This is a genomic window from Pseudomonas sp. Ors-4-3C (assembly GCF_055755035.1).
Genome location: NZ_CM146900.1, coordinates 1,544,277 through 1,567,488 on the forward strand (window position 1 = coordinate 1,544,277; position 23,212 = coordinate 1,567,488).

A 23,212-nucleotide genomic window follows, 5' to 3' on the forward strand; every position below is an offset into this window, starting at 1 on the left:
TCTTATTATTGAGGGGCGGTCTGTTGTTGTTTTTGGCAACCGTGGCCCTTTACCGCTGTTTTTGGCGACCCCCATCCGGGGTCAAGAGCAAACGTATTTTTTTGAGCGCTGATCTGCTTTCTCGTTAAACGATCCAACCGATTCGGGAGCTACCTGAAGGTAGTTTTATTGTTCTCTGCCCGGTTGCGGGTCACTCCTGAGAGCACCCTGAAAAGCACACCTTCTCCAAAAAAATCTGTTAGCTGCGTCTCTGCCGTGTTGTTTTTGTTATGTCAGAGTCGGTACGTCTTATTTTTATTGGTTTGCTGCTTTTTATTCTTGTTATGCCATAGAGATAGCAGAAGCCGTGCCAACTTTTAAAAACCCTTATAAATCAATGGATTGAGTTTTTTGAAGGATTTTTCCTTCAGGGCAAACCAGACAATTTGTTTCCGTGTTACTCGTCTATGCCCACGTTTCGGACACAGCGGTAACACCTTCGCCCTCACTGTGCGCTGCGAGCCTTGGCGACACGCGAACCGCTAGGACGACCGAGCACCGCACTGATCTGCTGACCCGCCGCAATCAAGGCATCCAGGTCGATACCGGTCTTGATGCCCAGACCATTGAGCAGGTACACCACGTCTTCGGTGGCGACGTTACCGCTCGCGCCTTTGGCGTACGGGCAGCCGCCGAGGCCGGCGATAGAGCTGTCGAACACCGCGATGCCTTCCAAGAGGCTGGCGTAGATGTTGGCCATCGCCTGGCCGTAGGTGTCGTGGAAATGGCCGGCGAGCTTTTCCCGTGGCACTTGCGCCGACACCACTTCGAACAACCGCCGCGTGGCGCCTGCGGTGCCGGTGCCGATGGTGTCGCCGAGGGACACTTCGTAGCAGCCCATCGCGTATAACTCGCGGGCGACCATCGCCACTTGTTCCGGCGCGACTTGGCCTTCATACGGGCAGCCGAGCACGCAGGACACGTAACCGCGCACGGTAACGCCGTGCTGTTTCGCGGCTTCCATGATCGGTGCGAAGCGCGCCAGGCTTTCGCTGATCGAGCAATTGATGTTGCGCTGCGAGAACGCCTCGGACGCAGCGGCGAACACCGCCACCTCCTTGACCCCGGCAGCGAGCGCGTCTTCAAAACCGCGCAGGTTCGGCGCCAGTGCGCCATAGGTCACGCCGGGCTTGCGCTGGATCTGCGCGAACACCTCGGCGGACCCGGCCATCTGCGGCACCCATTTCGGTGAGACAAAACTGCCGACTTCGATATAGCCAAGGCCGGCGGCACTCAGGGCATCAACCAGTTGCACCTTGTCAGCGACGCTGATCGGCTGGGCTTCGTTCTGCAGGCCATCACGCGGGCCGACTTCGATCAGGCGTACTTGGGAGGGGAGGGACATGGGTTGACCTGCTCATTTTCGGAATTACATGAGGTCCCTGTGGGAGCGGGCTTGCTCGCGAATGCGGTGTATCAGATACAAAATTTGTCGCCTGACACTCCGCCTTCGCGAGCAAGCCCGCTCCCACAGGGAATGAGTTGTGGCTGATTACTGCGCTACTTGCTGGCTCTTGAGCGTCTGCTCCAACGCCTGCACGCAGCGCTCTTCAGCGGTATCGAGTTCCAGTTTCATCTGTTCGATGTCGAGCAACTGCTGCTCGAGCTGTTCGCGGCGTTCGCTGATTTTCGCCAGCATGCTGTTGAGCTGTTTGGTGTTACCGCTGGACGGGTCGTAGAGTTCGATCAGTTCGCGGCACTCGGCCAGCGAGAAACCGATGCGCTTGCCGCGCAGGATCAGTTTCAGGCTGACCTTGTCGCGTGGCGAGTAGATGCGTTCCTGGCCTCGGCGCTCGGGGCTGAGCAGGCCTTGTTCTTCATAAAAGCGGATCGCCCGGGTGGTGATGTCCAGCTCGCGGGCGAGGTCGGAAATGCTGTAGGTCTGGCTGCTCATGAAAGCGCTCGGAAAAAGGTCTTGGCGCTAAGCTAATGGCAGGTTGACGTTTACGTCAAGGTTCAAGATGTGTGCTGTGAGGGATGGCCCCTTCGCGAGCAAGCCCGCTCCCACATTTGATCGCGTTCCATCTGGTGGAACGCGGTCGTATGTGGGAGCGAGCCTGCTCGCGAAGAACGATAACGCGGTTGCCAGCCTTACACCTTATCCAGCTTCTTCTCCTGCGCCGTCACCTGCTGGCACAACTCGATCATCTGCTCGCGCATCCAGCGGTTCGCCGGGTCCTGATCGGTGCTCTCGTGCCAGTACAGGTGGGTCTCCACCGGGGGCACGTCGTTGACCGGCAGGTTGAACGCATGCAAGTCATTACGCCGGGCAAAGCGCTCGGGCACCGTCATCACCATGTCGGTCTGCTGCATCACCTGCGATGCCATCAGGTAATGCTGCGAGCGCAGGGCGATCTTGCGCTGAATGCCCATTTTGCCCAGCGCCAGATCGACATAACCCAGACCGCTGCGGCGGCTGGAGATGTGAATGTGAGTCAGCGACAGGTAATCATCGAGGCTGAGTTTTTCCTTGCCCGCCAGCGGATGGCCCTTGCGCATCGCACAGACGTAACGGTCTTCCATCAGCTTGACGTGGCGCACCTGCGGGTCAGTGTTGAGCGGTGCATCCACGGCGAAATCCAGACGTCCGGCGGCCAGTTCCTTGGTGGTCTCGCGGCGTTTGGACAGAAAGCTCTCGATGATCACCGTCGGCGCCAGACGCCGCAAACGCTGGAACAGCGGCGGCAGAATCACTGCTTCAGTGAGGTCGGTCATGCTGATTCGGTAAGTCTTCACCGCTTGGGCCGGGTTGAAAATCCGGCTCTCCTGCACCGACACCCGCAGCAACGACAGCGCGTTGCGCACCGGACCGATGATGTTCTGTGCCATCGGCGTCGGCACCATGCCTTGGGCGGTGCGCACGAACAGCGGATCGTTGAAGGTCTCGCGCAACCGCGCCAACGCGTTGGACACCGCCGGCTGGGTAATCCCGACAATCTGCCCGGCGCGGGTGAGGTTGGCTTCGGTGTAAATCGCGTCGAAGACGATGAAAAGGTTGAGGTCGACCTTACTCAGATTCATAACGCGGCTTCTCTTGTTCTAGGGGCTGACGATCAGCGGATCATATATCGGTGATGAATGTTTATACACGCCGAGAATAGGCTAGGTAAATTATCAACGCTGTTCTAGCATCGATTGCATGATCTGAACAACCTCTGCCCATAGAAGGTAATTGCTCATGGATTTCGCTTATTCGCCCAAGGTGCAAGAACTGCGTGAGCGCGTGACCGCGTTCATGGACACTTACGTTTACCCGGCCGAAGCCGTGTTCGAACGCCAGGTTGCCGAGGGCGATCGCTGGCAGCCGACCGCGATCATGGAAGAGCTCAAGGCCAAGGCCAAGGCCGAAGGTTTGTGGAATCTGTTCCTGCCTGAGTCGGAACTCGGCGCCGGCCTGACCAACCTCGAATACGCACCGCTGGCGGAAATCATGGGCCGTTCGCTGTTGGGGCCGGAGCCGTTCAACTGCTCGGCGCCGGACACCGGCAACATGGAAGTGCTGGTGCGCTACGCCAATGAAGAGCAGAAACAGCGCTGGCTCGAACCGCTGCTGCGCGGCGAGATCCGCTCGGCGTTCGCCATGACCGAGCCTGACGTGGCCTCGTCCGACGCCACCAACATGGCCGCCCGCGCCGTGCGCGATGGCGACGAGTGGGTGATCAACGGCAAGAAGTGGTGGACCTCCGGCGCCTGCGATCCGCGCTGCAAGATTCTGATCTTCATGGGCCTGAGCAACCCTGACGCACCGCGCCACGCCCAGCACTCGATGATCCTCGTGCCGGTCGACACCCCCGGGGTGAAAATCGTCCGTCCGCTGCCAGTCTTCGGTTACGACGATGCACCGCACGGCCACGCCGAAGTGCTGTTCGACAACGTGCGGGTGCCGTACGAAAACGTTCTGCTCGGTGAAGGGCGCGGCTTTGAAATTGCTCAGGGTCGCCTTGGCCCGGGACGGATTCACCACTGCATGCGGTCGATCGGCATGGCTGAACGCGCCCTGGAATTGATGTGCAAGCGTTCGGTGAGCCGCACCGCGTTCGGCAAGCCGCTGGCACGTCTGGGCGGTAACGTCGACAAGATCGCCGACTCGCGGATGGAAATCGACATGGCGCGCCTGCTGACCCTGAAAGCGGCGTACATGATGGACACCGTCGGTAACAAAGTGGCGAAGAGCGAGATCGCACAGATCAAGGTCGTCGCGCCGAACGTGGCCCTGCGGGTGATTGACCGGGCGATCCAGATTCACGGCGGGGCCGGGGTCTCGAATGATTTCCCGCTGGCCTACATGTACGCCATGCAGCGCACCCTGCGCCTGGCCGACGGCCCGGACGAAGTGCACCGCGCGGCGATCGGCAAGTTCGAGATCGGCAAATATGTGCCGAAGGAAATGCTGCGTAGCGGTCATTAAGACCGCGTCGCCGGCTTCGCGAGCAAGCCCGCTCCCACATTCGACCGCATTCCGACTGGAAGAATGCGATCAAAAGTGGGAGCGAGCCTGCTCGCGAAAGGGCCAGCCCATTCAGTCCATCAACATCAGATTCAGTACACCCAAACCTCAACCCGCCGATTCTTGATCCTGCCTTCATCCGCGCTGTTCGTCGCCACCGGCATCTGCGCGCCAAACCCGCGTACCTCGCGCAGCACCACGCCGTTTTTCACCAGTTCGCGACGCACCGCCATCGCCCGCAGCTTCGACAGCAGATCGGCCCGTGCCGGATCGTCTTTTTCGTCACCAAACCCCACCAGCGTCACCGCGCGCTCAGTCTTGTCGTGGCGCTTTATATAGTCGAGCACGCGCGCCAGATCCTGCCGTGCCTTGTTGTCCAGATTCGCGCTGCCTTCCTCAAAGCGGAAGTTCACCGTCAGACGCTGGGCGTGACGGCTGAGGGATTGATAACCCTCGGGCATCAGCACATTCGGCGTGACGGTCATGGCACGCACGGTCTGGCTGATGAAACCATTGGCCGCGACGATCTTCTGGCCCTGTGGGCTTTGCGCAAAGGCCACCAGTGCCGACGCCCAGGGATTCTGGTTGCTGGGCGGTAGATAAAAGAACAAGCGGCGGGACAGCGGATAGTCTTCCGTCGCGATCAGACTATTGAGCGGCAACATCGATTGCGATGCGCCATCGGCGATTGCCACGGCTTTGGCCTGGCGCACGTAAGGCAGACCGATAAAACCGATACCTTGCGGATCGCTGCTCACCGCATCGGACAATTGCTCGCTGGATTCGAAGCGTTTCGCAGTGGAACTCAGACTTTTCCCACGACGGCCCAGCACCAGTTCCTTGAACGTGTCGTAAGTGCCGGACTGATCATCCCGCGCATATAAATGAATCGCACCGCCGCGACCGCCGAGGTCTTCCCAGGTTTTCACCTCGCCAGCGAATATCCGCGCCAGTTGCTCGGTGTCCAGTTGCTGCAGCGGGTTGGCGGGATTGAGAATGATCGCCAGGCCATCGATGGCGATCACCTGTTCGGCGGCGGGACTTTTCAGGTCGCCGAGAAATTGCAGGCCCAGCAGTTCGCTGTCCTTGATTGGACGGGAGGAGGCGGCAAGGTCGGCGCTGGCGGTTTTCAGTGCAGTGAAACCGGTGCTGGAACCATGGGCGGCGACTTCCACCACCACCCGTTTGCCCTCGGTTGTCTGGCCGACGATGTGTTGTTCGTTGGCGGTATCGGGGTTTTCGCGGTGGATTTTCAGCAGACCCTGGTCCTGCAGAAAACCTTCGACCAGCGCCGGGCCGAGATCGGCGCCGATGGTGTTGGAACCCTGAATACGTAGCGCCGGGCCGTTTTCAGGGATGGGCAGGGCGGCGGCACTGACCGTCAGCCATGCACTCGACAGAAAAGCGAACAGAACACGCAGGGTCATGCCGGCACCGAATCAGGCCAAGGGGATTGCCGGGGAGATTAAGTCAGGTGCATGACCAAAACATGACAGGGATCCAATGTAGGAGTGAGCCTGTGGTGAGGGGATTTATCCCCGATGGTTGGCGAAGCCGACCCAAAATCTTCATTTCGATCTACTAGAGACGACTGGGGCCGCTTCGCAGCCCATCGGGGATAAATCCCCTCACCACAGGCTCACTCCTACAAGGATCTCTTAAAGCTTGAGATCAGCTCAATTCCAGCCAGATCGGCGCATGATCCGACGGTTTTTCCATCCCGCGCAGTTCATAGTCCACGCCTGCATCCTTGACCCGTGGCAGCAAGCCATGGGAAGCGAGGATCACGTCGATGCGCAGGCCACGCTTGGGTTCGTCTTCAAACCCGCGGCTGCGGTAATCGAACCAGCTGAACATGTCGGTCACGTCCGGGTTCAGGTGGCGGAAGCTGTCGGTCAGGCCCCAGTTTTTCAGGCGGGCCATCCACTCGCGCTCTTCCGGGAGGAAGCTGCATTTGCCGGTTTTCAGCCAGCGCTTCATGTTGTCCGGGCCGATGCCGATGTCGCAGTCTTCCGGGGAAATGTTCACATCACCCATCACCACCAGCGGCTGCTCGTTGTGAAACTGGCTTTCCAGCAGGGTTTGCAGGTCGCTGTAAAAGCGTTCCTTGGCCGGGAATTTGGTCGGGTGGTCGCGGCTTTCGCCCTGGGGGAAGTAGCCGTTCATGATGGTCACCGGCACGCCATTGGCGTCGGCGAAGGTGCCCCAGATAAAGCGGCGCTGCGCGTCTTCTTCATCGGTGGCGAAACCTTTGTGAATGGCAATCGGCTCTTTGCGCGAAAGCAGGGCGACGCCGTAATGACCTTTCTGGCCGTGGAAATAAACGTGATAGCCCAGCGCCCGCACTTCTTCCAGCGGGAACTGGTCGTCGTGGACCTTGGTTTCCTGCAGGCCGATCACGTCCGGCTGATGCTTTTCGATCAGCGCTGCCAACTGATGCGGACGGGCGCGCAGTCCGTTGATGTTGAAGGAAACAATCTTCATGGTCGGCAGTCCTGGCAAAAGGGCGATGCTAGCTGACATGTGGGATGGGGGCCAGTGTGGGGTGGGAGAAATCATTTTTGTCTGTGGGATGTGGGTTGCCTGGGCAGGCCTCTTCGCGAGCAAGCTCGCTCCCACAGGGGTATGCATTCCAAATGTGGGAGCGAGCTTGCTCGCGAAGAGGCCCGCCCAGTCGATGAAGCTCACGGCTTGGTCTATACCTGTGGGGAACTGTGCCACCACCAAAAGGTTCGTACCAACAAGAGCGCAGCCATTTGAGCCGCGCCCCGGGGGAGAATCACCGTCATGCCTGAAACCCAGACCGCCATCGCCGACATCCACATGCTCGACCGCGGTTACTCGCGCGAAGCCCGATCGCTGCTGTATCAGGCCTATCGCCACGAGCCGACTTTCGGCTATCTGTTCGAAGCCGAACGGCCGGGCTACGAGCAACGCGTGCGGGCCACGGTGCGTGAGTTGGTCAAGCAGCATTTTCTGCAGGATCTGCCGGCCATCGGCCTGCTGGTCAACGACCGTTTGATCGGCATCGCCCTGATCGCGCCGCCGCAGCGTCGTCTTGGGATTACCGAGAGTTGGGCGTGGCGCTTGCGCATGGTGCTCAGCACCGGTTTTCGCTGCACCCGGCGCTATCTGGAATATCACGATGCGGTGGCCGCCTGCGTGCCGAGCGATTCGGTGCACATGCTGCCGCTGCTGGGGATTCATCCGCAGTTTCAAGGCAAACACTTCGGCGAGCAGTTGCTCACGGCGGTGCACAACTGGTGCGCGGTGGACGAAACCTCGCAAGGCGTGGTGCTCGATACCGGCAACCCGCGCTATCTGGAATTCTACAAACGTCAGGGTTATGAGGAGATTGGCGAAGTGGCCGTCGGCCCGGTGCGCGAGCACGTGTTTTTCCACGCCAATCCGCAGGTGTTACAAACTGCAATGGCTTAGCCGTAGAACTTTTTCGGAAATTTCCTGTTCTATCACGCTCCCAAGCCCGTGATAGCATCCGCGCCTATGAAGTTTCCAGGAAGATTTACCAGTGGCGTGCTCATGCTGTTAACCAGCTGCGCGGCGCTGGCGCAAAGTGAGTTGGACGTGCGGATCAAACCGTCCAACGACGAACTCAAGGCCAATATAGAAGGCTATATCGGCAGCCTCGGCGACCGTGACGAACAAGCCTTGCTGCGCTTCAGTCGCGGGGCCGAGGAGCAGGCGCGCAAAGCCGCGCAGGCCTTGGGCTACTACCAGCCGCAGATCGACAGCGACGTCAAGGGCGGCGAAAAACCGCGCCTGGTGCTGAACATCGATCCCGGTGAGCCGATACGTCTGCGCAACGTCACTATTCGTGTATCCGGCCCTGCGGCCTCCCTCAAATCCTTTCGTGTGCCGAGCGGCGATATGCTCAAGTCCGGCGCCGTCCTTAACCATGGGCGTTATGAAGACGCCAAACGCCTGATCCAGAACCAGGCCTCGCGCTTCGGTTTCTTCAGTGGCCATTTCACCCGTCAGAAACTCCTGGTCGACCCGCGAGCCGGGGTGGCCGACGTCGAATTGATCTACGAAAGCGGCCCGCGTTACGCGCTGGGCAAAGTCCATTTTGAAGGCGACACACCCTTCGACGAAGACCTGCTGCAACGCATGGTGCCGTTCAAGGCCGGCGACCCGTATGACTCCGAGCTGATCGCCGAACTCAATCGCGACCTGCAATCGAGCGGCTATTTCGAAGGTGTGCGCGTCGATGCTGCGCCGACGGCGGCGAAAAACGATGTGATCCCGGTCGACGTCAAACTCGACACGCGCAAGCCACGCACCATGGGCCTGGGCCTCGGTTACTCCACCGACGTCGGCCCGCGGATCAAGGCCAACTGGACCCGCCACTGGGTCAACCCGCAGGGCGACAGCTATGGCTGGGAAGCCGAGTTGTCGGCGCCACGGCAGAACGTCGGGCTGTTCTATGACATCCCGCTCGATCCACCGCTGACCGACAAACTGCGCTGGGCCGGTGGTTATCAATATGAAGACATCGACGGCTCGGACACCCTGAGCAAGCTGCTGACCTTCGGTCCCGAATGGCACAGCAAATTACCCAGCGGCTGGCAGCGGGTCATCTCGCTGAAATGGCAGCGTGAGGAATATCAGCTCGGTGACGACTCCGGTCTCAGTACCTTGTTGATGCCCGGCATCAGTTATTCGTATCTGAAAAGCGACAACCGCATCGACCCGCACAATGGCTATCGCCTGACCTTTGAAAGCAAAGTGGCGAAGGAAGGTCTCGGCTCTGACAACAATCTGCTGTATGGCACGGCGTTGATCAAAGGCCTGACCACCGTGTTCGACAACCACCGCTTCCTCGGCCGGGTGCAGGTCGGAGGCAGCGCCACCAACGGTTATAACTCGGTGCCACCGTCGTTGCGCTTCTTCGCCGGTGGCGACCAAAGCGTGCGCGGTTACGACTATCAAAGCCTGTCCCCGAAAAACTCTGAAGGCGACCGCATCGGTGGACGCTACATGGTCGCCGGCAGCGTCGAATATCAATATTCGATCGCCGAAAAATGGCGGGTCGCGACCTTCGTCGACCAGGGCAACTCCTTCAACAAACTCGAACTGCCGAACCTCAAGACCGGGGTCGGTATCGGTGTGCGCTGGGTCTCGCCGGTGGGGCCGATCCGCCTCGACCTGGCCCACGCGCTGGACGACGACGGCGGCATCCGGCTGCACTTTTCCATGGGGCCTGAGCTGTGAAGCGTGGTTTGAAAATTACCGCTCTGGCGCTGTTGGCGCTGGTGTTATTGATCGTACTGAGCATCAGCGCGGTACTCGGAACGCAGGCCGGCAGCCGTTGGGCGCTGGGCCTGGTGCCGGGTCTGAGCGTGGAGAATTTCCAGGGCCGTCTCGGCGGACAATGGAGCGCCGACCACCTGCTGTGGCAGCAGGGCAGCAGCCGGGTCGAACTGAACCGGCCGATCTTCGCCTGGTCGCCGCTGTGCCTGACCCGCATGACGCTGTGCATCGAACAGCTCAAGGCTGATCAGGTGATCCTGCAATTCCCGCCGAGTGAAGAAACCAGCGAGAGCGGCCCGATCAAACTGCCGGATCTGCAATTGCCGGTGGCCATCGAACTGGGTGACGTGCAGGTCGGCAGCCTGCTGTTCAACGGCAGCGAGCAGCTCAAGGGCCTGCAACTGGCGGCGCACTGGACCGCCCAAGGTATGCAGATCGATAGCGTGAAACTGCAGCGCGACGATCTGAGCCTGAACCTCTCCGGCCTGCTGCAACCGACCGGCAACTGGCCGCTGAACATCACCGGTGACCTGACCCTGCCGTCTCCGGGCGCAGGCCCATGGACACTGGCGTTGAAAGTCGACGGCGATCTGCTGAAAACTCTCAACCTGCATGCCGACAGCCGTGGCTACCTCGACGGCCAGTTGAGCGGCGAGCTGCAGCCGCTGGCAGAAAACCTCCCGGCCAGGGTGCGCATCACCTCCGAGGCATTCAAACCGAGCGCCGATCTGCCGGACACTCTGCAATTCAATCAACTGGTTTTGACCGGGGAAGGTGACCTGAAAAACGGTTACCAATTGCTCGGCAACGCCACGCTGCCCGCCGAAAAAGGCCCGGTGGCGTTGCTGCTCAAAGGCAAGGTCGATGCCAGCGGCGCGCAGATCGCCGGCCTCGACCTCAGTGCCAACGACAAGCAAAGTCTCAAACTCACCGGCAGCGTTGACTGGAGCAAGGGCCTCAGCGCTCAGGCCAACATCAACTGGCAGGATTTTCCGTGGCACCGGTTGTATCCCGAGATTGACGAGCCGCAAGTCGCCTTGCGCACCTTCACTGGCGAAGTCTCCTACACCGATGGCCAATACCTCGGTAACTTCGCCGCCGACCTCGATGGCCCGGCGGGGGCGTTCAGCCTGAGCAGTCCGTTCAGTGGCAGCCTGAAACAGATCGCGTTGCCGCAACTGAAAATGCAGGCCGGTCAGGGCAAGGCTGAAGGGCATGTGAACGTGCAATTCGCCGACGGCATCGCCTGGGACACGGCGCTGGATCTTTCGGCGCTGAACCCGGCGTACTGGGTCGCGGAGTTGCCGGGCACCCTGGCCGGGCCGCTGCGCAGCAAAGGCGAAATGAAGAACGAGCGCCTGAGCCTTACCGCCGACCTCGACCTCAAGGGCAAACTGCGCGGACAACCGGCGGTGCTGCAAGCCAAGGCTGACGGCGTCGGCGAACAGTGGAATCTCAACGCCCTGCAAATCCGCCTCGGCGACAACAGCATCAGCGGCAAGGGCAGCCTGCAACAGAAACTCACTGGCCAGATCGACATCAAACTGACGCGTCTGGCCCAGCTCTGGCCGCAGTTGCGCGGGCAGGTCAACGGTCAGGTCAATGTCGCCGGAACGCTCCAGGCGCCGCAAGGCAAGCTCGAGCTGCAAGGTTCGCAACTGGCGTTCCAGGACAATCGTCTGCAAAGCCTCAACCTCGACGCCACGCTCGACAGTGCGCAACGGGCGAAGATCGACTTGAAGGGCAGCGGCATTCAGGCCGGCGATACCAATTTGGGCGTGTTGACCGCCAGCGCCCAAGGCGACATCAAGCGCCAGAAACTCAACCTCGACCTGCTCGGGCCGAAGCTGAAACTGGCCCTCGGGCTGGACGGCAATCTGGACAACGGCAACTGGCGCGGTCGTTTGGCCAGCGGCGATATTCAGGCCGGCGGTCAGGACTGGAAACTGCAGAACCCGGCCAAACTGGAGCGTCTGGCTGACGGCAAGATCAACTTCGGCGCGCATTGCTGGATGTCCGGCAACGCCAGCCTGTGCGGTGAAGACCAGCGGCTGCTGCCCGAACCGAAACTGCGCTACCACCTCAAGCAGTTCCCGATCGAAAGCCTCGCACAATGGTTGCCGAAAGACTTTGCCTGGCAGGGCAAGCTCAACGCCGATCTGCAACTGGATCTGCCGGCCAGCGGCCCGAATGGCGTGGTCAGCATCGACGCCAGCGGCGGCACTTTGCGCATGAAGGAAAAGGATCAGTGGCTGGACTTCCCGTACCAGACCCTGAAGCTCACCAGCAAACTCACACCGAAGCGCATCGACACCGATCTCAATTTCGTCGGCGGCAAGCTCGGTGAATTGATGGTGCAGGCGCAGCTCAATCCGCTGCCGAAAAACAAGCCGTTGAACGGCTCGTTCCGGCTCTCCGGCCTGGACCTGTCGGTGGCGCGGCCGTTTGTACCGATGGTCGAGAAACTCACCGGGCGCCTGAACGGCAGCGGCACGATTTCCGGCGGGCTGCTGGCGCCGCTGGTCAACGGCACGGTGAAACTCAGCGACGGCGAAGTCTCCGGCGCCGAGCTGCCGATGGAACTCAAAGACCTGCAACTGCAAGCAGTGATTGCCGGCGAGTCCGTGCGTCTGGACGGCGGCTGGAAAAGTGGCAAGACCGGGCAGGGCAGTCTGAACGGTAATGTCGCCTGGGGTCAGGCGCTGATGGTCGATGTGGCGCTCAAGGGCACGCAATTGCCGGTCACCGTCGAGCCGTATGCCAAGCTGGAAGTGGCGCCGGATCTGAAAATCTCCATGGCCGGCGACGAGCTGAAGATTGCCGGCAAAGTGCTGGTACCCAGAGGCGAAATCACCGTCCGCGAACTGCCGCCCTCCACGGTTAAAGTCTCCGATGACACGATCATCGTTGGTGCGCAGACCGAGGAGGGTAAACCGCCGATGGCCATGAAGATGGACATCGACGTGGTGGTCGGTGACGACAAACTCAGCTTCGCCGGATTCGGCCTGACCGCCAACCTGCAAGGTCATGTGCACATCGGCGACAACATGGACACCCGTGGCGAGCTGTGGCTCAACGACGGCAAATACCGCGCCTACGGCCAGCGCCTGACGGTTCGGCGTGCACGGCTGTTGTTCGCTGGTCCCATCGACCAGCCGTATCTGGACATCGAAGCGATCCGCCAGACCGACGACGTGATCGCCGGTATTCGTCTGAGCGGCAGCGCCGAGCAGCCGACCACGCAAATCTTCTCCGAGCCGGCCATGAGCCAGGAGCAGGCGCTGTCGTATCTGGTGCTCGGTCGTCCGTTGAGCAGCAACGGCGAGGACAACAACATGCTCGCCCAGGCAGCACTTGGCCTCGGCTTGATGGGCAGTTCCGGGGTCACCAGCAGTCTGGCCAAAGACCTGGGGATTCAGGACTTCCAACTCGACACCCAAGGCAGCGGCAACACCACCAGCGTGGTCGCCAGCGGCAATATCTCCGAGAAACTCAGCCTGCGTTATGGCGTCGGTGTGTTCGAACCGGCCAACACCATTGCGCTGCGTTACAAGCTGAGCAAGAAGGTTTATCTCGAAGCCGCCAGCGGTGTCGCCAGTTCGCTGGATATTTTCTATAAGCGCGATTTCTGAGAGCGTGGCCAATAGCCGGGTCGTGACGCTGCGATCCGGTTTTTTCAGGATGTATTAGACTCACCAAACCCCGAAAACCTTGCCGGTTGCGCCTATGGTCCGCTTGAGTATGGTCTTGCTCGGTAATGACTTTGTCCGCAAGCGTTGGTCAGCACTGGCGCTGACCGGCATTGTCTGGGGCGCGGCCGGGGTGGCGATCTTCATCGATGCGCTGGACGGCGTGCTGTATTTTCCGCTGCATGTCTTTGGTTATCTGCTGTTACTCGAGGCCCTGATCATTCTGTTGGTGCCTGCACCGCAGACCGGCACCGCCGCCGCTTTGCGCAAGGCGCGCGGTCTGGCGTTCCTGCTGCTTGGGCTGCTGATCGTCGACCGGCAACATGTCGCCAGCCTGATTCTGGCAGTGCTGTTCGGTGTGGCGTTTCTGCTCGATGGCGGCTTTCGGCTGGCGGCGGCGGTGGTGGTGCGCTTTGTCGGTTGGCGACTGTCGCTGCTCACCGGATTGTTCGAAATCACCTTTGGCCTGTTTATCCTCGAACCGTATCCGACGTTGTATAAGGGCACGGTGCCGTTCTGCATTGGCATGAGCATCTTTCTTTCGGGCTGCGCGTTGTTGCGCCAGTCACTGCGCTTCAAACACCAGCCACCGTTGGCGAGTCCGGCCTCGGTCGGTGGGCCGGCCACCGGCACCGCGCTGGTGATCCATGTCTGGACACCCAGCGGCACCGTTGATGACACCCTGGTGCGCAACCGCCTGCTCAACCGCTATATCGCAGCGGTCGACATCAACGGTGTGATTTCTGCCGGCCACGCGGCCCTGGAATGCGGCCCGGACATTTACATCAGTCATTACCCGCTGGATGACATCGATCGTTCGGCGGGGGATTTCGTGCGGTTGCTGCGGGCAACGCCGAACAATGATGTCGCCGGCCGGTTTCTGCCTGACTATGCGGGTGAGGTGGCGGACTGGTGTCCGTCTTCGGTTCAGGTCAGTTTTGCTCATTACGACGCCCGGCGACTGCAGGCGTTCTGGAGCGAATACCGGCAGAACAGCACGTACAACCTCACCAGCCGCAACTGTTCCAGTGCCGTCGCCCATAGCCTCGAAGCGGCCCTTGAAGGGGCGATGAATCGCGGGCATTCGAGCATGCTCGACTTCGCCCGAGTGATCGTCAGCCCCGAGTTCTGGGTGGCGGCGCAAGTGCGCAAGCGCGCTGAAGTCATGGCCTGGACGCCCGGTCTGGTGCTCGACTATGCACTCGCGCTGCATGCCGCGATCGAGCCCGCACCGCCGGGCTGGCACAGCATGTATGCGGTGATCAAACGCGCCTGTGGTTATGCGATCACCGCCTTGCGCGGGCGCGAAGTGCATCCCCTCCAGCCGCCATCTGTGCATCCTTCCGACAAATCCTGACCGACGTTACACCCAGTCGCTGCCTTCGCGAGCAAGCTCGCTCCCACATTGATCCATGTATGCATGAGATCCCTGTGGGAGCGAGCTTGCTCGCGAAAGCGTCAGTGCGGGCAACACAAAAACCCAGTCCACTGGTCAACTAATTACAAAGCAACCTAACTATTACGTTGACATTCGCTGCCTAGGCAGTAACATCTCGACATACATTCACTGCCTAGGCAGTTATTAGGTGAGCACATGAAGCATTTCACCCCGGACGAATTCAAGCATTGCCATCTCGGCCTGTTGCTGGGCCGTGCCGCGCTGCTCAAAGACAAGATCATCGACACCCACATGGACCCCCACGGCATCACCGCCGCGCAGTTCAAGGTGTTGATCATCATGGCCCAGTACGGCGTCGATACTCCGGCCGAGCTGTGCCGGCATCTGTCGCTGGACAGCGGTTCGATGACACGCATGCTCGATCGTCTGGAACAGAAAGGTTTCCTGGCTCGCCAACGCAGCGAAGGCGATCGCCGTCAGGTGCAGCTCAAACTCACCGAGCAGGGCCAGCAACTGGCCGATCGTCTGCCGCACATCGGCGCCGATGCAATGAATGAACTGGCCGGCGCCGTCACTACGGACGAGTTGAAGACCCTGGAATACATCCTCAAGAAAATCCTGCTGGCCGCCGGTGACCCGATCACCATCCAGCGCTTAGGTGAACACAATGAGCAGTAAAACCTTGCGCAGCAGCCTGACCCTGGTGCTGTCGGCAATGATCCTTGCCGGTTGCGCCAATTACAGCGGCCTCGACACTCAAGGCAAAAGCCTTGATGCGAAAAGCCTGAAAGTCGGCCAGTCCCTCAACGGTGTGACCCTGTCGCCGGCGGCATGGCCGAAAAGCGACTGGTGGACCAGCCTTGGCGACCCACAACTCGACGGTCTGATCCGCGAAGCCCTGCACGACAGTCCGGACATGCAGATCGCCGAAGCCCGCGCGCATCAGGCCAGCGCCGCCGCGTATGCTGCCGATGCCGAACGCTATCCGACCCTCGACGCCAGCGCCGGTATCAGCCGCTCGCGTCTGGCCAAGGATCAGGATCCGCTGGGCAAGGGCGATGCCTATGCCACCGTGCGCAATATCAGCGCCGGTTTCAATTACAACTTCGACCTGTGGGGCGGCCAGCGAGATGCCTGGGAAGCCGCACTCGGTCAGGCCCGCGCTGCGGAAGTCGACCGTCAGGCCGCGCAATTGACCCTCGCCGCCGACGTGGCCCGGGCCTACAGCGATCTGGGGCAGGCGCACATTGTCTACGACCTGGCCAACGACGATCTCAAACGCACCAAACAGATGCTCGATCTGAGCCAGCGCCGCTTGAGTGCCGGGATCGACAGCCAGTACCAGTTCCAGCAAACCCAAAGCCTTGAGGCCAGTTCCGAAGCCAGCCTGATCGATGCCGAAAAGCGCTTGAACAGCGCCAAGATCGCTCTGGCCGTGTTGCTCGGCAAAGGCCCGGATCGCGGCAACGAAATTGCTCGGCCGAAAGTCCTGCAAGCCAGCGCCGTGGCGGTGCCGTCGGTGTTGCCGGCGGAACTGCTCGGTCGGCGTCCGGATCTGGTCGCTGCGCGCTGGCGCGTAGAGGCGGCGAGCAAAGACATCGACTCGGCGAAAACCCGCTTCTATCCCAACCTGAACCTTACGGCGTCTGCCGGTGCCGAATCCTTGTTGGGTGACGCAATGTTCGGGTCGGCCAGTCGCTTCTTCAGCATCGCCCCGACCATCTCGGTGCCGATCTTCGACGGCGGGCGACTGCGCGCCAACCTTGATGCGCGCGACGCCGATTACGATCTGGCAGTGGCGCAGTACAACAAAAGCCTGGTGAAAGCACTGGGTGATGTCAGCGACACGATCAACCAGTTGCGTGACATCGGCCGGCAGATCGGTGCGCAGCAACACGCCACCGAGATTGCCCAGGACTCTTACAACACCGTCGTCCAGCGTTACGGTTCCGGCATCGGCAACTACCTGGACGTGCTCAGCATCGAGCAGCAATTGCTGCAGGCCCAGCGTCAGCTGGCCAACCTCAATGCCGAGCAGATCGACCTGTCGATTCAACTGATGCGAGCGCTGGGCGGCGGCTTTCAGGGTGAAACCCTGACCGCAGCCAACGCCACCCCAGCCACGTCGCACAACTAATTCAGGTATTTGTCATGGCCACTGCCGAAAACACTCAAACTCAAGACAACACCCCCGACACCGGTAATCCACGCAAGCGCAAAGTCATGCTGCTGGTGCTGGCCGTCGTGGTTCTGCTCGCCGGTGCTGGCGTGTGGGCGTATCACGAATTCATCGGGCGCTTCAACGAAAGCACCGACGACGCCTACGTCAACGGCAACGTCGTTGAGATCACCCCGCTGGTCACCGGCACCGTGGTCAGCATTGGCGCTGACGATGGCGATCTGGTCCACGAAGGCCAGGTGCTGATCAACTTCGACCCCAACGATGCCGAAGTCGGTCTGCAAAGTGCCCAGGCGAAACTGGCGCGCACCGTGCGTCAGGTGCGCGGCCTGTACAGCAACGTCGATGGCATGAAAGCCCAGGTCAACGCGCAACAGGCTGAAGTGCAGAAGGCTCAGGACAACTACAACCGCCGGAAGAACCTCGCTGCTGGCGGCGCGATTTCCCAGGAAGAACTGTCCCACGCCCGCGATGACCTGACCTCGGCGCAAAACGCCCTGGCCAACGCCAAACAGCAACTGAAAACCACCAGCGCGCTGGTCGATGACACCGTGGTTTCGTCGCACCCGGACGTGATGCAGGCTGCTGCTGAACTGCGCCAGGCCTACCTGACCAACGCTCGCAGCACCCTGATTGCGCCGGTCACCGGTTACGTCGCCAAACGTACCGTGCAACTCGGTCAGCGCGTGCAGCCGGGCACCGCGCTGATGGCGGTGATCCCGCTGGATCAGCTGTGGATCGACGCCAACTTCAAGGAAACCCAACTGCGTGACATGCGCATCGGCCAACCGGTGGACATCGAGTCTGACATCTACGGCAGCAGCGTGAAGTACAGCGGCACCGTCGACAGCCTCGGCGCCGGTACCGGCAGCGCGTTTGCTCTGTTGCCGGCGCAGAACGCCACCGGTAACTGGATCAAGATCGTCCAGCGTGTGCCAGTGCGGATTCACATCAACGCCGAAGAGCTGGCCAAGCATCCGCTGCGGGTCGGTCTGTCGACCAACGTTGAAGTGAACCTGCATGATCAGAGCGGTCCGGTGCTGGCCCAGCAACCGCCGCAAAAGGCCTCGTTCACCACCAACGTTTACGAGCAGCAACTGGCTGAGGCCGACGCGATGATTGCGCAGCTGATCCACGACAACAGCGCGGCGGTGAGCAAAACCGCGCAACGCTGAGATCACACCTGACCCTGTGGGAGCGAGCTTGCTCGCGAAAGCGGTGTGTCATTCAGCATTGATTTGTCTGACAGGCCGCCTTCGCGAGCAAGCTCGCTCCCACAAGAGGGCGGCGTCAACCCGGTTTCATAGGATTCACAATGAGCAATAACGCCTCTTTCACGCCGCCCAGCCTGTTGCTCAGCACCATCGGCCTGTCGCTGGCGACTTTCATGCAAGTGCTCGACACCACCATTGCCAACGTGGCCTTGCCGACCATTTCCGGCAACCTGGGCGTGAGTTCGGAGCAGGGCACCTGGGTCATCACCTCGTTTGCCGTGAGCAACGCCATTGCGCTGCCGCTGACCGGCTGGCTCAGTCGGCGTTTCGGCGAGGTGAAGCTGTTTCTCTGGGCGACCATTCTGTTTGTGCTGGCCTCGTTTCTCTGTGGTATCTCCACGTCGATGCCGGAACTGATCGGCTTCCGTGTGCTGCAAGGCCTGGTGGCCGGGCCGCTGTACCCGATGACGCAGACGTTGTTGATTGCGGTCTATCCCCCCGCGAGGCGCGGCATGGCCCTGGCGTTGCTGGCGATGGTCACAGTGGTCGCACCGATTGCCGGGCCCATTCTCGGCGGCTGGATCACCGACAGCTATAGCTGGCCGTGGATCTTCTTCATTAACGTACCGATCGGCATCTTTGCGGTGATGGTGGTGCGCTCGCAACTGGCCAAGCGCCCGGTGGAAACCAGTCGCCAACCGATGGATTACGTCGGCCTGATCTCGCTGATCATCGGCGTCGGCGCGTTGCAGGTGATCCTCGACAAGGGCAATGACCTGGACTGGTTCGAATCGAACTTCATCATCATCGGCGCGGCGATTTCGGTGATCGCCCTGGCGGTGTTCGTCATCTGGGAAATGACCGACCAGCATCCGGTGGTGAACCTGCGGTTGTTCGCCTACCGCAACTTCCGCATCGGCACGCTGGTGTTGGTGCTGGGTTACGCCGGGTTCTTCGGCATCAACCTGATCCTGCCGCAGTGGCTGCAAACGCAGATGGGTTACACCGCGACCTGGGCCGGTCTGGCGGTGGCGCCGATCGGCATTCTGCCGGTGCTGCTGTCGCCGTTTGTCGGCAAGTACGCGAACAAGTTCGACCTGCGCCTGCTGGCTGGTCTGGCGTTCCTGGCGATTGGCCTGAGCTGCTTCATGCGCGCCGGATTCACCAACGAGGTGGACTTCCAGCACATCGCCCTGGTGCAGCTGTTCATGGGTATCGGCGTGGCACTGTTCTTCATGCCGACCCTGAGCATCCTGATGTCCGACCTGCCGCCGAGCCAGATTGCCGACGGTGCTGGCCTGGCCACCTTCCTGCGGACTCTGGGCGGTAGCTTTGCGGCATCGCTGACCACGTGGATCTGGATTCGCCGAGCCAATCAGCATCATGCCTACATGAGCGAAAGCATCAGCACCTTCGAGCCGGCGACCCGCGAGACGTTGAATCATTTAGGCGGCGCGAGCCAATCGGCGTACGCGCAGATGGATCAGATCCTCACCAGCCAGGCGTACATGCTCTCCACCGTGGATTACTTCACGTTGCTGGGCTGGGGGTTCATGGGGCTGATTCTGATTGTGTGGCTGGCGAAACCGCCGTTTGCGGCCAAGGCCGGCCCGGCTGCCAGCGGTCATTAAGCAAAACGCGGTCAAAAATGTGGGAGCGGGCTTGCTCGCGAAAGCGGTGTGTCATTCAGCAGAGATGTCGACTGAACCACCGCCTTCGCGAGCAAGCCCGCTCCCACATTGGGTTTTGTGTTGTGTCAGTTGGCAGGTGCTGCCAGTTGTGGTGGCGGAGCGAAGTCGAACGGTGCCAGGGCATACCCATTCTCATCCACCTGCAACGCCCAACCCTGACGATCCCAGTCCCCCAGCACAATCCGCTTCGCCGCCTGCTCACCGAGCTGCAGCTTGTGGATCGCCGGACGATGGGTGTGGCCGTGGATCAGGGTTTTCACCCCGTATTGCTGCATGATCCGCGGAATCTCTTCCGGCGTGACATCGACGATGTCATTGGCCTTCATCCGCACCTGCGCACGGCTTTCGCTGCGCAGCTTGCGCGCCAGTTTGTGGCGGGTGCTCAGCGGCAGGTGGCGCAGGATGAACAGGGTGATCGGGTTGCGCAGGTAGCGCCGCAGCTTCATATAGCCGACATCGCGGGTGCACAGGCTGTCGCCGTGCATCAACAACACCGGCTCGCCGTAAAACTGCACGACACTCGGGTCCTTCAACAGCGTGCAGCCGGCTTCTTTGCAGAAGGCCTTGCCGAGCAGGAAGTCGCGATTGCCATGCATCAGAAAAATCGCCGTGCCGCTGTCGCTCAATTGGCGCAGAGCCTGGCAGATGGAACGCTGGAAGGGCGTCATGGCATCGTCGCCAATCCACGCCTCGAAAAAGTCACCCAAGATGTACAACGCACTCGCCGAGCGGGCGCGTCCGGCGAGCAAATCCAGAAACGCCCGGGTGATGTCCGGGCGCTCCTCTTCCAGATGCAAGTCTGAAATCAGCAATATCACGCTTCGATGATCTCGGCTTTCTCGATGATCACGTCGTCTTTCGGCACGTCCTGGTGACCGGCCTTGGAAGTGGTGGCAACGGCTTCGATCTTGTCGACGACATCGGTACCGGCAACGACTTTACCGAACACGGCATAACCCCAGCCCTGAGCGGTCTTGGCGGTGTGGTTGAGGAAGCTGTTGTTGGTGGCGTTGATAAAGAACTGCGCCGAGGCCGAATGTGGATCCATGGTGCGGGCCATGGCCAGGGTGTACTTCTCGTTCTTCAGGCCGTTGTCGGCTTCGTTCTGGATGCTCGGGCGCTTGTCTTTCTTTTCCTGCATGCCAGGCTCGAAACCGCCGCCCTGGATCATGAAACCCTTGATGACGCGGTGGAAAATCACGTTCTCGTAGTGACCGTTTTTAACGTATTCGAGGAAGTTGGCAGCGGTGATCGGCGCTTTTTCCGCGTCCAGTTCGATGACGATGTCGCCGTAGTTGGTGGTCAGTTTGACTTGAGTCATGATCGCTACTCTGTATTAGGAATTCGTGGTTTTCGGACACCGAGTGCCGAAACCGGTTCAGCCTGCATCGGCCAAGGTGCGCAGTTTAGCGTGACAGGCGCGAATTTCGAGGCTGTTTTTCATATCCCGGCGATTAAATGCGCTCCTTTATAGGCCGCGCTCTGTCAGGCCCTTGACAGCATCGGCTATGATAGCGGCTTTGTTTTGTCTGGCCCCCTTTGCGGCCGCGCACATGTAAGTCAAGGATCCTATGAGCAAGCCCACTGTCGACCCTACCTCGAATGCCAAGTCCGGCCCTGCCGTGCCGGTCAATTTCCTGCGGCCGATCATCCAGGCAGACCTGGACTCGGGCAAGCACACCCAGATCGTCACCCGTTTTCCGCCTGAGCCCAACGGCTACCTGCACATCGGCCACGCCAAGTCGATCTGCGTGAACTTCGGCCTGGCCCAGGAGTTCGGCGGCGTCACGCACCTGCGTTTCGACGACACCAACCCGGCCAAGGAAGACCAGGAATACATCGACGCGATCGAAAGCGACGTCAAATGGCTGGGCTTCGAGTGGTCCGGCGAAGTGCGCTACGCCTCGCAGTATTTCGACCAGTTGCATGACTGGGCGGTCGAGCTGATCAAGGCCGGCAAGGCCTACGTCGACGACCTGACCCCTGAGCAGGCCAAGGAATACCGTGGCAGCCTGACCGAGCCGGGCAAGAACAGCCCGTTCCGCGACCGTTCGGTGGAAGAGAACCTCGACTGGTTCGCACGCATGCGTGCCGGTGAGTTCCCGGACGGCGCCCGCGTGCTGCGCGCGAAGATCGACATGGCCTCGCCGAACATGAACCTGCGCGACCCGATCATGTACCGCATCCGCCACGCCCATCACCATCAGACCGGTGACAAGTGGTGCATCTACCCGAACTATGACTTCACCCACGGTCAGTCGGACGCCATCGAAGGCATCACCCACTCGATCTGCACCCTGGAATTCGAAAGCCATCGTCCGCTGTACGAGTGGTTCCTGGAAAACCTGCCGGTGCCGGCCAACCCGCGCCAGTACGAATTCAGCCGTCTGAACCTGAACTACACCATCACCAGCAAGCGCAAGCTCAAGCAACTGGTCGATGAAAAGCACGTCAATGGCTGGGACGACCCGCGCATGTCGACGCTGTCCGGCTTCCGTCGCCGTGGCTACACGCCGGCTTCGATCCGCAACTTCTGCGACATGATCGGCACCAACCGTTCCGACGGCGTGGTCGACTTCGGCATGCTCGAGTTCAGCATCCGTCAGGACCTCGACGCGAACGCCCCGCGCGCCATGTGCGTGTTGCGTCCGTTGAAAGTCGTGATCACCAACTACCCGGAAGGTCAGGTCGAAAACCTCGAACTGCCGCGTCATCCGCAGAAAGAAGAACTCGGCGTGCGCAAGCTGCCGTTCGCCCGTGAAATCTACATCGACCGCGATGACTTCATGGAAGAACCACCAAAGGGCTACAAGCGCCTCGAGCCGAACGGCGAAGTGCGTCTGCGTGGCAGCTACGTGATCCGTGCCGACGAAGCGATCAAGGACGCCGACGGCAACATCGTCGAGCTGCGTTGCTCGTACGATCCGGACACCCTGGGCAAGAACCCTGAAGGCCGCAAGGTCAAAGGCGTGATCCACTGGGTGCCGGCGGCTGCCAGCATCGAGTGCGAAGTGCGTCTGTACGATCGCCTGTTCCGTTCTCCGAACCCGGAGAAGGCCGAAGACAGCGCGAGTTTCCTCGACAACATCAACCCTGACTCACTGCAAGTGCTGACCGGTTGTCGTGCTGAGCCATCGCTGGGCAATGCACAGCCGGAAGACCGTTTCCAGTTCGAGCGCGAAGGCTACTTCGTTGCCGACATCAAGGACTCGAAACCAGGTCAGCCGGTATTCAACCGTACCGTGACCCTGCGTGATTCGTGGGGCCAGTGATTCTGCGTCAA

At 60.6% G+C, this 23,212-nt stretch carries 17 protein-coding genes; 10 read left to right on the forward strand and 7 right to left on the reverse strand.

Going from position 1 to position 23,212, the window contains the following annotated elements; translation table 11 throughout:
- Positions 1-484: 484 nt before the first annotated feature.
- The 3 genes from ACVHNU_RS06980 to ACVHNU_RS06990 all read right to left on the reverse strand — a co-directional run bounded on the left by ACVHNU_RS06980 (position 485) and on the right by ACVHNU_RS06990 (position 3,060).
- Positions 485-1,384 (reverse strand): hydroxymethylglutaryl-CoA lyase, encoded by a 900-nt coding sequence (locus tag ACVHNU_RS06980; protein ID WP_003223706.1) that lies wholly within the window; start codon positions 1,382-1,384, stop codon positions 485-487.
- Between the two features lie 147 nt (positions 1,385-1,531).
- On the reverse strand, positions 1,532-1,933 hold the full coding sequence (locus ACVHNU_RS06985; RefSeq protein WP_007951507.1) for a MerR family transcriptional regulator: 402 nt from the start codon (positions 1,931-1,933) through the stop codon (positions 1,532-1,534).
- Between the two features lie 197 nt (positions 1,934-2,130).
- Positions 2,131-3,060: a LysR family transcriptional regulator gene (locus ACVHNU_RS06990; protein ID WP_201138155.1), complete on the reverse strand. Its 930-nt coding sequence runs from the start codon at positions 3,058-3,060 to the stop codon at positions 2,131-2,133.
- Positions 3,061-3,217: 157 nt separating this feature from the next.
- Here ACVHNU_RS06990 and ACVHNU_RS06995 point away from each other — a divergent pair, with 157 nt between their 5' ends.
- A complete protein-coding gene (locus ACVHNU_RS06995; protein ID WP_003223710.1) occupies positions 3,218-4,447 on the forward strand; it encodes an acyl-CoA dehydrogenase in 1,230 nt (409 codons plus the stop codon).
- A 131-nt stretch (positions 4,448-4,578) separates the two neighbouring features.
- On the opposite strand, the gene ACVHNU_RS07000 is transcribed toward ACVHNU_RS06995, so the two are convergent.
- Both ACVHNU_RS07000 and xthA read right to left on the reverse strand, forming a co-directional pair.
- Positions 4,579-5,913, reverse strand: a complete 1,335-nt coding sequence (locus tag ACVHNU_RS07000) for a phosphate ABC transporter substrate-binding/OmpA family protein (protein ID WP_338801403.1) — start codon at positions 5,911-5,913, stop codon at positions 4,579-4,581.
- A 244-nt stretch (positions 5,914-6,157) separates the two neighbouring features.
- On the reverse strand, positions 6,158-6,970 hold the full coding sequence (gene xthA, locus ACVHNU_RS07005; RefSeq protein ID WP_473019296.1) for an exodeoxyribonuclease III: 813 nt from the start codon (positions 6,968-6,970) through the stop codon (positions 6,158-6,160).
- Positions 6,971-7,273: 303 nt separating this feature from the next.
- Between xthA and ACVHNU_RS07010 the strand changes: the two genes are divergently transcribed.
- The 8 genes from ACVHNU_RS07010 to ACVHNU_RS07045 all read left to right on the forward strand — a co-directional run bounded on the left by ACVHNU_RS07010 (position 7,274) and on the right by ACVHNU_RS07045 (position 19,869).
- A complete protein-coding gene (locus tag ACVHNU_RS07010) occupies positions 7,274-7,924 on the forward strand; it encodes a GNAT family N-acetyltransferase (RefSeq protein WP_103485356.1) in 651 nt (216 codons plus the stop codon).
- A gap of 66 nt (positions 7,925-7,990) precedes the next feature.
- Positions 7,991-9,718: an autotransporter assembly complex protein TamA gene (locus ACVHNU_RS07015; RefSeq protein ID WP_473019297.1), complete on the forward strand. Its 1,728-nt coding sequence runs from the start codon at positions 7,991-7,993 to the stop codon at positions 9,716-9,718.
- Positions 9,715-13,389: a translocation/assembly module TamB domain-containing protein gene (locus ACVHNU_RS07020; protein WP_473019298.1), complete on the forward strand. Its 3,675-nt coding sequence runs from the start codon at positions 9,715-9,717 to the stop codon at positions 13,387-13,389. The genes ACVHNU_RS07015 and ACVHNU_RS07020 overlap by 4 nt, the downstream gene beginning before the upstream one ends.
- Before the next feature lie 94 nt (positions 13,390-13,483).
- Positions 13,484-14,803, forward strand: a complete 1,320-nt coding sequence (locus ACVHNU_RS07025; protein ID WP_473019299.1) for a hypothetical protein — start codon at positions 13,484-13,486, stop codon at positions 14,801-14,803.
- Positions 14,804-15,040: 237 nt separating this feature from the next.
- A complete protein-coding gene (locus tag ACVHNU_RS07030) occupies positions 15,041-15,523 on the forward strand; it encodes a MarR family winged helix-turn-helix transcriptional regulator (RefSeq protein WP_045122382.1) in 483 nt (160 codons plus the stop codon).
- Positions 15,513-16,982: an efflux transporter outer membrane subunit gene (locus tag ACVHNU_RS07035; protein ID WP_473019300.1), complete on the forward strand. Its 1,470-nt coding sequence runs from the start codon at positions 15,513-15,515 to the stop codon at positions 16,980-16,982. The genes ACVHNU_RS07030 and ACVHNU_RS07035 overlap by 11 nt, the downstream gene beginning before the upstream one ends.
- Before the next feature lie 14 nt (positions 16,983-16,996).
- Positions 16,997-18,199 (forward strand): HlyD/EmrA/EmrK family protein, encoded by a 1,203-nt coding sequence (locus ACVHNU_RS07040; protein WP_103485344.1) that lies wholly within the window; start codon positions 16,997-16,999, stop codon positions 18,197-18,199.
- A gap of 140 nt (positions 18,200-18,339) precedes the next feature.
- Positions 18,340-19,869 (forward strand): DHA2 family efflux MFS transporter permease subunit, encoded by a 1,530-nt coding sequence (locus ACVHNU_RS07045; RefSeq protein WP_003223741.1) that lies wholly within the window; start codon positions 18,340-18,342, stop codon positions 19,867-19,869.
- A gap of 125 nt (positions 19,870-19,994) precedes the next feature.
- On the opposite strand, the gene lpxH is transcribed toward ACVHNU_RS07045, so the two are convergent.
- A complete protein-coding gene (gene lpxH, locus ACVHNU_RS07050; protein ID WP_045122383.1) occupies positions 19,995-20,747 on the reverse strand; it encodes a UDP-2,3-diacylglucosamine diphosphatase in 753 nt (250 codons plus the stop codon).
- Positions 20,744-21,250, reverse strand: coding sequence for a peptidylprolyl isomerase (locus ACVHNU_RS07055; RefSeq protein ID WP_003223743.1), 507 nt, complete (start codon positions 21,248-21,250; stop codon positions 20,744-20,746). Before ACVHNU_RS07055 ends, lpxH begins: the two co-directional genes overlap by 4 nt.
- 250 nt (positions 21,251-21,500) lie before the next feature.
- Between ACVHNU_RS07055 and ACVHNU_RS07060 the strand changes: the two genes are divergently transcribed.
- Positions 21,501-23,201, forward strand: a complete 1,701-nt coding sequence (locus ACVHNU_RS07060) for a glutamine--tRNA ligase/YqeY domain fusion protein (RefSeq protein WP_003223745.1) — start codon at positions 21,501-21,503, stop codon at positions 23,199-23,201.
- Positions 23,202-23,212 lie beyond the last annotated feature (11 nt).

Coding starts and splice junctions, on each gene's coding strand:
- ACVHNU_RS06980 (WP_003223706.1), bottom strand. CDS start 1,384: ATGTCCCTCCCCTCCCAAGTACGCCTGATCGAAGTCGGCCCGCGTGAT.
- ACVHNU_RS06985 (WP_007951507.1), bottom strand. CDS start 1,933: ATGAGCAGCCAGACCTACAGCATTTCCGACCTCGCCCGCGAGCTGGAC.
- ACVHNU_RS06990 (WP_201138155.1), bottom strand. CDS start 3,060: ATGAATCTGAGTAAGGTCGACCTCAACCTTTTCATCGTCTTCGACGCG.
- ACVHNU_RS06995 (WP_003223710.1), top strand. CDS start 3,218: ATGGATTTCGCTTATTCGCCCAAGGTGCAAGAACTGCGTGAGCGCGTG.
- ACVHNU_RS07000 (WP_338801403.1), bottom strand. CDS start 5,913: ATGACCCTGCGTGTTCTGTTCGCTTTTCTGTCGAGTGCATGGCTGACG.
- xthA (WP_473019296.1), bottom strand. CDS start 6,970: ATGAAGATTGTTTCCTTCAACATCAACGGACTGCGCGCCCGTCCGCAT.
- ACVHNU_RS07010 (WP_103485356.1), top strand. CDS start 7,274: ATGCCTGAAACCCAGACCGCCATCGCCGACATCCACATGCTCGACCGC.
- ACVHNU_RS07015 (WP_473019297.1), top strand. CDS start 7,991: ATGAAGTTTCCAGGAAGATTTACCAGTGGCGTGCTCATGCTGTTAACC.
- ACVHNU_RS07025 (WP_473019299.1), top strand. CDS start 13,484: ATGGTCCGCTTGAGTATGGTCTTGCTCGGTAATGACTTTGTCCGCAAG.
- ACVHNU_RS07030 (WP_045122382.1), top strand. CDS start 15,041: ATGAAGCATTTCACCCCGGACGAATTCAAGCATTGCCATCTCGGCCTG.
- ACVHNU_RS07035 (WP_473019300.1), top strand. CDS start 15,513: ATGAGCAGTAAAACCTTGCGCAGCAGCCTGACCCTGGTGCTGTCGGCA.
- ACVHNU_RS07040 (WP_103485344.1), top strand. CDS start 16,997: ATGGCCACTGCCGAAAACACTCAAACTCAAGACAACACCCCCGACACC.
- ACVHNU_RS07045 (WP_003223741.1), top strand. CDS start 18,340: ATGAGCAATAACGCCTCTTTCACGCCGCCCAGCCTGTTGCTCAGCACC.
- ACVHNU_RS07055 (WP_003223743.1), bottom strand. CDS start 21,250: ATGACTCAAGTCAAACTGACCACCAACTACGGCGACATCGTCATCGAA.
- ACVHNU_RS07060 (WP_003223745.1), top strand. CDS start 21,501: ATGAGCAAGCCCACTGTCGACCCTACCTCGAATGCCAAGTCCGGCCCT.